At 71.4% G+C, this 10,482-nt stretch carries 10 protein-coding genes; 5 read left to right on the top strand and 5 right to left on the bottom strand.

Annotated features, from left to right (window positions below; all coding sequences use genetic code 11):
- Nucleotide 1: 1 nt before the first annotated feature.
- Nucleotides 2-796 carry an enoyl-CoA hydratase/isomerase family protein gene (locus NBH00_RS14915; protein WP_254569384.1) on the top strand — a complete coding sequence of 265 codons (795 nt, stop codon included), beginning with the start codon at nt 2-4 and terminating at the stop codon, nt 794-796.
- A 165-nt stretch (nt 797-961) separates the two neighbouring features.
- Entirely contained in the window at nt 962-3,172 is a 2,211-nt protein-coding gene (locus NBH00_RS14910; RefSeq protein ID WP_254569383.1) for a molybdopterin-dependent oxidoreductase, read from the top strand.
- Here the strand turns inward: NBH00_RS14910 and NBH00_RS14905 are convergent.
- Complete coding sequence (locus NBH00_RS14905; protein ID WP_254569382.1) at nt 3,075-4,322, bottom strand: PucR family transcriptional regulator; 1,248 nt, start codon at nt 4,320-4,322, stop codon at nt 3,075-3,077. The two genes, NBH00_RS14910 and NBH00_RS14905, sit on opposite strands and share 98 nt — an antisense overlap.
- A gap of 141 nt (nt 4,323-4,463) precedes the next feature.
- Between NBH00_RS14905 and NBH00_RS14900 the strand changes: the two genes are divergently transcribed.
- A complete protein-coding gene (locus NBH00_RS14900; protein WP_254569381.1) occupies nt 4,464-7,034 on the top strand; it encodes an alpha/beta hydrolase fold domain-containing protein in 2,571 nt (856 codons plus the stop codon).
- A 22-nt stretch (nt 7,035-7,056) separates the two neighbouring features.
- Here NBH00_RS14900 and NBH00_RS14895 read toward each other — a convergent pair whose 3' ends face one another.
- Nucleotides 7,057-8,007 (bottom strand): helix-turn-helix domain-containing protein, encoded by a 951-nt coding sequence (locus NBH00_RS14895; protein WP_254569380.1) that lies wholly within the window; start codon nt 8,005-8,007, stop codon nt 7,057-7,059.
- 19 nt (nt 8,008-8,026) lie between these two features.
- Nucleotides 8,027-8,458 carry an alpha/beta hydrolase family protein gene (locus NBH00_RS14890; RefSeq protein WP_254569379.1) on the bottom strand — a complete coding sequence of 144 codons (432 nt, stop codon included), beginning with the start codon at nt 8,456-8,458 and terminating at the stop codon, nt 8,027-8,029.
- A gap of 139 nt (nt 8,459-8,597) precedes the next feature.
- On the opposite strand from NBH00_RS14890, the gene NBH00_RS14885 reads away from it, so the two are divergent.
- Nucleotides 8,598-8,900 carry a transposase gene (locus NBH00_RS14885; protein ID WP_254569053.1) on the top strand — a complete coding sequence of 101 codons (303 nt, stop codon included), beginning with the start codon at nt 8,598-8,600 and terminating at the stop codon, nt 8,898-8,900.
- Nucleotides 8,897-9,787, top strand: coding sequence for an IS3 family transposase (locus tag NBH00_RS14880; RefSeq protein ID WP_254569052.1), 891 nt, complete (start codon nt 8,897-8,899; stop codon nt 9,785-9,787). The genes NBH00_RS14885 and NBH00_RS14880 overlap by 4 nt, the downstream gene beginning before the upstream one ends.
- Here the strand turns inward: NBH00_RS14880 and NBH00_RS14875 are convergent.
- Both NBH00_RS14875 and NBH00_RS14870 read right to left on the bottom strand, forming a co-directional pair.
- Complete coding sequence (locus NBH00_RS14875) at nt 9,770-10,102, bottom strand: hypothetical protein (RefSeq protein ID WP_254569378.1); 333 nt, start codon at nt 10,100-10,102, stop codon at nt 9,770-9,772. The genes NBH00_RS14880 and NBH00_RS14875 overlap by 18 nt on opposite strands.
- Nucleotides 10,103-10,105: 3 nt before the next feature.
- Nucleotides 10,106-10,471 carry a hypothetical protein gene (locus NBH00_RS14870; RefSeq protein ID WP_254569377.1) on the bottom strand — a complete coding sequence of 122 codons (366 nt, stop codon included), beginning with the start codon at nt 10,469-10,471 and terminating at the stop codon, nt 10,106-10,108.
- Between the last annotated feature and the right edge of the window lie 11 nt (nt 10,472-10,482).

Below are 10,482 nucleotides of genomic sequence, written 5' to 3'. Positions count from 1 at the left end.
CATGTCGGTCGTCCTCTACGAGGTCCGGGACCAGATCGCGTACATCACGCTCAACCGCCCGGACAAGCACAACGCGATCAGCACGGAGGTCGACGACGCCCTCTTCGAGGCGTGGTCGGCGTTCGCCGCCGACGACGAGGCGCGCGTCGCGATCCTCAGCGGCAACGGCAGGAACTTCTGCGCCGGCGCCGACCTGCACGACCACGTCGACCAGTGGCTCGAGGCGGGGCCCGAGCTCGGGCGCAAGGTCCTCGACAAGGGCTTCGCCGGCCGCATCACCCGCGGCCTGCACCGGACGCCGAAGCCGATCATCGCCGCGCTCCACGGCTGGATCATCGGCGGCGGCATCGAGCTCTGCCTCGCGGCCGACATGCGCGTCTGCGCCGACGACGCGAACTTCGGGTTCTTCCACATGCGCCGCGGCATGCACTTCGGCGACGGCGGGATCGTCCGCCTCGTCAACACCTGCGGTGTCGGCATCGCGATGGAGCTCGAGCTCCTCGGCGAGCCGATCACCGCCGAGCGCGCCCTCCAGGTCCACCTCGTCAACCGCCTCGTCCCCGCCGACGAGGTCATGGCGACCGCCGAGGACATGGCGCGCAAGATCATCCGCAACCCGCGCAGCGCGGTCGAGTCCGCGAAGGACACCATCCTCGAGGTCATCGGCCGTCAGCTCGACGACCAGCTCCGCATCGAGGCGCTGTACAGCTACTCGGTCATGGGCGACCCCGAGATCCACGAGAAGAAGGACGAGTTCCTCGAGCGGCGGGACGCCGACCGGGCCACCACGAGGTAAGGGAGAAGGACCCATGGAGGAGAAGCGCATCTTCTGCGGTGTCTGCGAGGCCTCGTGCGGCCTCGTGGCGACGGTCGACCGGGGCGAGATCGTCCAGCTGCGGCCGGACCCGACCATCCGCAGTCGCGGGGGTTCGCCTGCCCGAAGGGCATCCTCTTCCCCGAGGTGCTCAAGGACCCGGACCGGCTCCTCGAGCCGCAGCGGCGCCGGCCCGACGGGACCTTCGAACCCGTCTCGTGGGACGCCGCGATGGCCGACATCGGCACCCGGCTGCGGAAGATCGTCGCCGAGTCCGGCCGCGAGTCGATCGGCATCGGGCTCGGCAACGCGAACGCGTGGAACTACGGCGCCTTCCTCACGCTCTTCGGCATGGCGACCGCGCTGAAGACGAAGCACTTCTACACCGCCAGCTCGATCGACATCAACGGGTACTGGGTCGTCGGCGAGCTGCTCTACGGCAACAACCTCGCGAACCCCTTCCCCGACTTCGCGCGGACGGACTTCGCGCTCATCCTCGGCGCGAACCCGGTCGTGTCCCACGGGTCGATGGTGACCGTCGGGAAGATCCGCGAGGTCCTGCTCGACATCCCGAAGCGCGGCGGCCGCGTCGTCGTCGTCGACCCGCGCCGCACCGAGACCGCGAGCCTCTTCGAGCACGTGCCGATCATTCCCGAGGGCGACCCCTGGCTGCTCGCCGCGATCCTGAAGGTCCTCGTCGACGAGCGGCTCGTGGACCGGGCGACCGCCGAGCGGCAGGCGACCGGCGTGCCGTTCGCGCTCGACCTCGTGCGCGACGTCGACCTCGACCGCGCCGCCGCCGAGTGCGGCATCCCCCGCGCGGACATCGAGCAGCTCGCCCGCGATCTCGCCGCGGCGCCCGCCGCCTGCGTCTACGGCCGCTGCGGCGCGTCCCTCGGCCGCTTCGCCACCCTCACGAAGTACCTCATCGACGTCATCAACATCGTGACGGGCAACCTCGACAAGGCCGGCGGCATCGTCTTCGGCCGGCCGATGATCGACCTCGAGTTCATGACCGGGATCCTCAAGGCCAACGGCTACGACCGCTGGCGCACCCGCGTCGACGGGATCCCGGAGGTCATCGGCACCTCGCCCTGGGCGACGTTCCCGCGCGAGGTCGCCACCCCGGGCCCCGGGCAGTGCCGCGCGATGATCTGCGCCGCGACGAACGCCGCCACGACGTCGGTCAACGCCAAGGCGATGGACGAGGCGTTCGCCGCCCTCGACCTCTTCGTCTCGCTGGACCCGTACGTCACCGACACGAACCGCCACGCCGACTACATCCTCCCGCCGAAGCTCCTCCTGGAGCGCGAGGCGATCCCGATCTTCACCCAGTCCCACAACGCCGTCCCCTACGCGCAGTGGACCGCCCCCGTCGTCGACCCGCCCCCCGGCGTCCGCGACGACTGGAAGATCCTCGACGACATCTGCAAGGAGATCGGCATGGTGCCCTCGGGCGCCCCCGGCGCCCAGCTCATGGGCAGGCTCGGGATCCGCCTCCCGCCGCACGTCGGCGTCGACGCCTTCATGCGCATCGGCCCCGACGGCGACCTCTTCGGCCTGCGCCGCAACGGCCTGAGCCGCAAGAAGCTCCTCAAGGCCGGTGCGCCGGTCAAGCTCGCCGACCACTCCCCCGTCGGCATCATCCGGGACCGCATCCGCCACAAGGACAGGATGGTCCACCTCGAGCACCGCCTCTTCGCCGACGAGCTCGAGCGCCTGCGCACCATCGAGGGCCTCGACGACGCGCACCCGCTGCGGCTCTTCACCATCCGCGAGCTGCGCTCCCAGAACTCGTGGCTGCACAACGTGCCCAAGCTCATGTCGGGCGGCCGCGCCTGCCGCCTGCGGATCCACCCCGAGGACGCCGAGACCCGCGGCCTGACGGACGGCGCGATGGCCGCGGTGGCCTCCAACTGGGGCCGGATCGAGGTCGAGGTCCAGGTCACCGACGAAGGTCATGCCGGGCTCGGTCGGCCTGAATCAGCACTGGGGCCACCGGGGCGGCTGGCGGGTCGCCGTCGCCGCGGGCGGCGCCCGCTACAACGACCTGACCCCCAACTCCGTCGACTCCCTCGACAAGGCCTCGGGGAACGCCTGGGTCAACGGGATCGGCGTGCAGGTCGCCGCGGTGCGCACGGACGCCGGCGTGCTGACGGCAGGAACGGTCGGCGCCTAGAGCGTCCTCGTCCTGTCGGCCGTCCCGACGCCGGCCCGTCGGCGATCAGGCGACCACGCGGCGCCCCGACCGTGAGGGCGCTCAGGTCGCGCCGAGCGCGCAGTCGCCGGCGAGCACCTCGGGCCCGAGCTGTGCGGCGAGGTGCAGGGCGACCTCGAGGGCGAGCCGGTCGCGTGTGAGCGGGCGCCCGAGCATCCGCTCGGCCCGGGCGAGGCGGTGGCGGACCGTGTTGTGGTGCAGGCCGAGCGCCTTGGCGGTGGGGCGGTACCCGCTTCCGGAGGCGAAGAACGCCGAGAGCGTCGCACGGAAGCGCTGCGCCTCGACGCCGTCGTCGGCGAGGGGGCCGAGCTGGGCGAGGACGAAGTCGCGGACCCAGCCCGGGTCATGCGAGCACAGCGCGGCGACGGCGACGTCGTCGTAGGCGGTCATCGTCGACGTCGGGCGACGGGCGAGCACGGCGACCCGCAGCGCCTCCTGTGCCTCGGCGTGGCTGCGGCGGAAGCCGCTCAGGCCGGGTGCGACACGGCCGTGCCCGCCCACGACGGCGCCGTGGGGAGCCGGCACGCCGGGGTCCTCGCCCTCGGGGACCGCGAGCCAGCACCACGCGGTGGCGACGTCCACGCGGACGACGAGCGGGCGGGCCGCCGTCACCGCGGCGGCGATCTCGCGCGCGACCGCGTCCGGCGGCGGGCCCTCGCCGGGGACCGCCTGACGGACGACGAGCGCAAGGTGCCGGCCGGCCAGGCTGTAGCCGAGGTGCATGCCGGCGGCGGCGAGGTCGACGTCGTCGGCACCGTCGAGGATGCGACGCACCTCCTCGACCTGGGCGAAGACGATCTCGCCGGCCAGCCGCTCGGCCTCGTCGCGCGCCTCCTCCCCCACGCGCTCGAGCACGTGGTCGAGCCACCGGAGCAGGTAGCCGGTCCCGGCGCTGCTCACCGCCAGGGCCACGGCGCGGTCCGGGCAGTGCTCGTCGACGGCCTGCGCCCAGCGCGTGCACCAGTAGGCGATCCCGAGCCGGTATCCGCGTTCGAGCGTCCCCGCCGTCACGCCGCGCTGGATGAAGCTCCGGGTGTCCCGCACGACCTCCTCGGCCGGCCCGAGGGCCTCCGCGGGGAGGTTGCGCAGCAGGCCGTCCAGCAGCGCCGTGCTGTTCGCGTTGCACGAGTTCCGCACCAGGTCCGCGGCGCCGTCGCGACCGAAGCGCGGTTCGCCGGCGAGCACGTGATCGCCGAGCGCCTCGCCGATCGCGGGAAGCTCGGGAAGCATCGCCCGGGCCACGGTGCGGACGCCGTCGCGGACCGGATCGGCTGGCGCGTTCGGCGTCACCCGCGCGAGCCTAGGTCGGCTGCGCCAAATGGTCAACGAGCACGGTGAGCGCCCACGCAACCGGGTCCGAATGACCGATGACTTCGCGCCCGGGCGGACGTACGGTCGGTCTCGTCCAGCCACGCGCCTCAGGAGAGAGACATGCAGACGGATCACGATGTCGTCGTCATCGGTGCCGGGTTCGCGGGGATCTACTCGGTGCACAAGCTCCGCGACGGGCTCGGGCTCCGGGTGCAGGCGTTCGACGCCGGCGAGGGCCCTGGCGGCACGTGGCACTGGAACCGCTACCCGGGGGCGCGCTGCGACTTCGACTCGGTCTTCTACTCCTATTCGTTCTCCGACGAGCTGCAGCGCGAGTGGCGCTGGAGCGAGCGCTTCGCCGCTCAGCCGGAGATCCTCGCCTACCTGGAGTGGTGCGCGGACAAGCTCGACGTGCGCAAGGAGTTCCGGTTCCGCACCCGCGTCACGTCGATCGTCTGGGACGACGCGAACGAGCTCTGGACGGTCGGCACCGACGACGGCCGCACGTGCACCACGCGCTTCGTCGTGGCCGGCGGCGGCAACGTCACCGTCCCCAAGAAGAACGAGTTCCCCGGCGAGGAGACGTTCAGGGGCGAGATCCACCGGACGAGCTCCTGGCCGCACGAGCCCGTCGACCTCACCGGGAAGCGCGTCGGCGTCATCGGCACGGGGTCGACCGGCCTGCAGGTCATCCCCGAGGTCGCCAGGGCGTGCGCGCACCTGACGGTCTTCCAGCGCACGGCGAACTTCGCCGCGCCCCTGGGCAACCGCCCGCTCACCGAGGAGGAGTCCCGCCACCAGGCCGAGAACCACGCCGAGGTCCGCGCCGGCTCGCGCGACAACTTCCTCGGCGCCCCCTACGGCATCGGCCGGCCGTCCGCGCTGCTGGACTCGCCCGAGGAGCGCAAGAAGCTCTACGACGAGTTCTACTACCCCGGCGGCGGCTTCCGGCTCGTCGTCGGCACCTACCAGGACCTGCTCGTCAACAAGGAGGCGAACGACACGATCGCCGACTACCTGCGTGACCGCATCCGCGAGCGCGTGAACGACCCGGCGACGGCCGAGCTGCTGTGCCCGACCGATCACCCCTACGGGACCAAGCGCGCGCCGTTCGAGACCGACTACTACGAGACGTTCAACCTCGACCACGTCGACCTCGTGGACGTGAGGACCGCGCCGATCGAGGCGATCACCGAGACCGGCCTGCGCACCGCCGCCGCCGAGTACGACCTCGACGTCATCATCCTCGCGACCGGCTTCGACGCGCTCACCGGCACGCTGCTGCGGATGGGCATCGTCGGCCGCGACGGGCTGACCCTCGAGCAGGCGTGGGAGGACGGCCCGAAGACCTACCTGGGCCTGCAGCTGGACGGGTTCCCCAACCTGTTCACGATCACCGGGCCGCAGAGCGCCGTCGCGCTCTACAACAACGCGATGGCGATCGAGGACCACGTCGAACTCGCCCACGACGCGATCAAGCACGTCCTCGACCACGACGCCCGCGTCATCGAGCCGACCGCCGACGCCGTCCAGGCCTGGGGCCGGCTGGCGGAGGGCATCCTGAACATGACGCTCATCCCCCAGTCCCCGAACTCGTGGTACATGGGCCGCAACATCCCCGGCAAGCCCCGCGGCACCTACATCTTCGCCGGCGGCGCGCCGCTCTACCGGGCGATCTGCCAGGAGATGATCGACAAGGGCTTCGCCGGATTCGCCCTCGACGGGTCCGCCCCGCCGGTGCCGCCGATGGTCCGCCTGGACCCGCCGGTCGCCGTCGTCATCGGCGCTCTGGCGATGCAGGGCGTCAAGCCGCTGGAGCAGTGCACCGTCGAGGAGACCCGTGAGCTGCTCGAGACGATGACGCTGCTGCAGGCCCCGCCGCGCGACACCCACGTGCAGGAGGTCACCTACCCCAGCCCGTCCGGGCAGCGGCTCTCGGCCCGCATCTACCGGCCCGACGTCGACGGGACGCTCCCGGTCGTCACCTTCTTCCACCCCGGCGGCTGGATCGCCGGCAGCCTCGACGTCGTCGACGAGCGCTGCCGGGCCCTGGCCCACGAGCTCCAGGCCGTCGTCGTCTCCGCGAGCTACCGGCTCGCGCCCGAGCACCCGTTCCCCGCCGCCACCGACGACAACCTCGCCGCGCTGCGGTGGGTCGCCGAGACGATCGGCGAGCACGGCGGTGACCCCGACCGGATCGTCGTCATGGGCGAGAGCGCCGGCGCTCACCTGGCCGCCGTCGCCGCGCAGCGCGCCCGCGACGAGGACGGACCGCAGCTCGCCGCCCAGGTGCTCATCTACCCGCCGATCGACCCGGACACCGACACCCCGTCGCGCGCGGAGTTCGCCGCCGGCCCGTTCCTCTCCGTCGCCGCCGCCGACGCGATGTGGGGCGCGTACCTCGGCGACCCGGCAAACCGGACGGCGCCCCACGCCAACCCCGGCAAGGCCGACCTCGCCGGCCTGGCCCCCGCCCTGGTGCTGACGGCCGAGCTCGACCCCACCCGCGACGAGGCCGAGGCCTACGGCGCGGCCCTGCAGGCCGCCGGCGTCGACGCCGAGGTCCGCCGCATCGACGGGATGATCCACGGCACGTTCCTCATGTCCGGGCTCGTGCCGCGATCGCTCGAGTTCACCGCGGCGATCACCGACTTCCTCGAGGCCCGGCTGGCCACCCCGGCCGAGGTCTGACGGGCGCCACGGGGCGTGCCGCTCAGGGGCCGGCCGCCTCTGACGGCATGCCGTCCTGACGGAGTTCGCGGGGGCTGAGGCCGAACTCGGCCCGGAAGCAGCGGGAGAAGTGCGCGGCGCTGGGAAAGCCCCAGCGCAGCGCGACCTTCGTGATCGCGACACCGGGGACGTCGAGCAGTTCGGCGCGGGCACGTTCGAGGCGACGCCGTTTGACGAACTCGCTGACGCTCTCGTCGGTCGCGGCGAACAGCGCGTGGAGGGTGCGCACGGAGATCGCGTGGGTCGCGGCGATCTCCCGCGGAGACAACCGCGGATCGTGCAGCCGAGCCTCGATCCAGCGCTTGATCTGCGGCAACACGATCGTGCGGAGGTCCCCGCCCGCGGAGGGCGCGACGACCGCGCGCATGAGCTCGAGGGCGGCGTTGGCCGCCGCGGCGCACGCGGGCCCGTCGAGATGATCGAGCTCCCGCGAGAGCATGTCCAGGTAGCCGGCCAGCAGACGGCTGTGCGCGGAGCCGGCCGCGATGTGGGCAGGGAACGAGCCCCCCAGGCCCATGACCCGCTCGCGCGGAAGGAGCAGCGTGCGTTTGCGCAGCGGCTCCAGCACCTCGAAGTCGACCGCCTGATCACCGTCCCAGACGACGCAGTCGCCCGGGCCGAGCACCATCTCGCGACCCGCCTGGGAGACACGCTCGCGACCGGAACCGATGACGAGGACGCCGGCCCAGCCCGGGTCGACGGCGAGTTCCTGGCGGCCACGGTGCCCGCTGCAGGGATCGACCGTGCAGTCGACGAGCGCCAGTTCCCCGAACCGGCGCCGCGTCAACTCGGCGTTGAACGTGGCCCGGACAGGCTGCGGCACGGCGACGTCGAACAACAGGTGCGTCTCTCCGAGCGCGTCGTGCCAGTGGTCGACGCGAGAGGTCGCGCTGAGCCCGTGGGTGGCCCAGGTCTCCGCTTCGTACGTGCTCATGCCGCAGCCTGCCCTGGTGCTAGGCGGTCTGCAGGTGCTCGGCGAACCAGTCGCGCGCGGCGGCCGACGAGATCTCGAAGCCCGTGCCGGTGTACGCGTCGAAGTGGCCGCCGGGGAGGAGGACGATCTTCTTCGGGTGGGCAGCGGTCTCGTATCCGGCCGTCGCCCATTCACCCGGCGCGAGCCGGTCGAGCGGCGCGACGACCATGAGCAGCGGGGTCGGGGAGATACGCTTGAGGTACTCGCCGGGCTCGTAGGCCTGGAACATCTCCAGCGACCGCAGCGTCACCTCGTTCTTGAACGAGGGCGCCCACTCGCCGCCTGCCCGGCTGAAGAACTCGTAGGAATCGGGCGTGGGCAGCGCGGACTGCTCGAGCGGGTTCTCGTGCACGACCGGAAGGGTGATCGGGGCGTCGCCGTTGGCGCGGCCCAGTCGGTCGGCGGCGAGCATCTGCCAGGTCGCCTCCCAGAAGTCGACCCGGACGAGCGTCTCGAAGTTCCGGCGGCCCGAGATCAGCGTGAGCCGTCCCGGGATCGACGGGGACTTCTGAAACAGGCATTCGGTCTGTTGAGAGGAAGTACGTGGTCATATGGCTCGTGGAAGGAAGTACCCGCCGGAGTTGCGTGAGCGGGCCGTCAAGACGGTGCTGGAGTCCGGGCGTCCGATCGCGCAGGTCGCCCGCGACCTGGACGTGCACAAGGAGTCGCTTCGGAACTGGGTGCGGCTCGCCGAGGCCGACGCCGGAACGCGCAGCGACGTGCTGAACACGGTCGAGCGCGACCGGATGCGTCTGCTCGAACGTGAGGTCAAGGAACTGCGGCGGCAGAACGAGATCCTCAAGGCCGCTTCGGTGTTTTTCGCCAAGGAGCTCGACGGGACCCCGCGGAGGTGAGCGCCTTCATCGAAAAGCAGCGGGCGGCCGGCTTCGCTGTCGAGCTCACCTGCCGCACCCTCGGGACCTCGCCCTCGGCGTTCTACCAGCGCGCGACCGGGGTGTTGTCGACCCGCGCGCAGGAAGACGCCGTGTTGCTCGAGCAAATCCGGGCGGTGTACCGCGCCAACTACGAGGCGTACGGATCGCTGCGCGTGTGGAAGGCGCTGCGCCGTCAGGGCGTGCAGGTCGGCCGCGGCCGCGTTGAGCGGCTCATGGCAGCGGACGGTCTGATCGGGGCCAAGCGCCGCGGCCGAGCGTGGAAGACCACGGTCGCTGACCCGGCCGGCTCAGGGCGACCGGACCTGGTCAACCGCCAGTTCACCGCGACCCGGCCGGACGCGCTGTGGATCGCCGACTTCACGTATCTAAAGTCGTGGGAGGGCGTGGGGTTCTTCAGCTTCGTCCTTGACGTCTACTCCCGCCGGGTCGTCGGCTGGCAGCTCGCCGGCCACATGCGCACCGACCTCGTGCTCGACGCGCTGAAGATGGCCTTGGGCACCCGCCGACACGGCGCCGATCTACAACTTATCCATCATTCGGACAGGGGATCGCAATACACGAGCTTCGACTTCACCCAAGCGCTCCTGGACAACGACGTGCTCGGCTCGCTCGGCTCGACCGGTGACGCGTACGACAACGCGATGGCCGAGAGCTTCGTGGACAGCTTCAAGACCGAGCTGATCCGCGACCGCGTCTGGCAAACCCGCACCCAACTGGAGCTCGCCGTTGTGGAGTGGGTCGGCTGGTACAACCACGACCGCCTGCACTCCGCGATCGGTCACATCCCGCCCGTCGAATTCGAGACCCTCTACGCGATACGGTCCGGCTCACCCCTCTCCCACTGACGAGAGAGGAAACCCAAACAACAAGTCTCCGTGAAACCGGGACGGCTCAAACCGCCCTGTCGCCACCAGCACCCGCTCATGGTTCGCCCGTACCACCGGGTCAGCCGACTGCGCCTTCCGAGCCACCGTCGACGCCCTCAGCGCCTCCCACGTCCCATTCCCCACGGTGTCGAACCGGTTTGCCTCCGCCCGCCGGAACTGGTCACCGATCGTCTCGAACGCCGGCCGCAAATCCAGCCCCCGCGCAGAGATCCGATCGAACTGCCGGCTGATCAGCTTGTCGCCATACATCTCGATCTCGAACTTCAGCGCCATAGGTCAACTCACCCCCAGGTGGCCGCGGCCGGGAAACATCGACACATCCGGCGCAAGGCCCGCCTCATGGGCGGCCCGCTCAGCGTGCGCCGTCAGCGACGGCGCACCCGGCATGAACCCCTCACCAGCATCAGCCAGCGACGGCATCGACGACGGGACGGTCCCGATCTTCGCCCACCCCGGCGTCACCGCATCTGCCGCCGACGCCGCCAGCGCCACCCGGAGTTCCGTCGCCGGGCCCCGGAGCCCGGCAGCCTCGATCTCGAGCTCGTCCGCCGACCCTGCGCCCGCCGGCAGGACCGCGAGTGCCTCCGCCGCGACCTGCCGGTCAGAGAGGTCCGGATGCAGCTGCCGGATCAGGCGCATCATGCTCGTCGCGC

This window comes from Paraconexibacter antarcticus, from assembly GCF_024220175.1.
Taxonomy (GTDB): domain Bacteria; phylum Actinomycetota; class Thermoleophilia; order Solirubrobacterales; family Solirubrobacteraceae; genus Paraconexibacter; species Paraconexibacter antarcticus.
Note: the sequence above shows the minus strand (reverse complement) of the source record. Positions and strands in the feature narration are given on the sequence as shown.

Excerpts from the sequence above, each read along its gene's own strand:
- NBH00_RS14895 (WP_254569380.1), bottom strand. The coding sequence starts at position 8,007 with ATGAGCACGTACGAAGCGGAGACCTGGGCCACCCACGGGCTCAGCGCG.
- NBH00_RS14900 (WP_254569381.1), top strand. The coding sequence starts at position 4,464 with ATGCAGACGGATCACGATGTCGTCGTCATCGGTGCCGGGTTCGCGGGG.
- NBH00_RS14915 (WP_254569384.1), top strand. The coding sequence starts at position 2 with ATGTCGGTCGTCCTCTACGAGGTCCGGGACCAGATCGCGTACATCACG.
- NBH00_RS14890 (WP_254569379.1), bottom strand. The coding sequence starts at position 8,458 with ATGCTCGCCGCCGACCGACTGGGCCGCGCCAACGGCGACGCCCCGATC.
- NBH00_RS14885 (WP_254569053.1), top strand. The coding sequence starts at position 8,598 with ATGGCTCGTGGAAGGAAGTACCCGCCGGAGTTGCGTGAGCGGGCCGTC.
- NBH00_RS14875 (WP_254569378.1), bottom strand. The coding sequence starts at position 10,102 with ATGGCGCTGAAGTTCGAGATCGAGATGTATGGCGACAAGCTGATCAGC.
- NBH00_RS14870 (WP_254569377.1), bottom strand. The coding sequence starts at position 10,471 with ATGATGCGCCTGATCCGGCAGCTGCATCCGGACCTCTCTGACCGGCAG.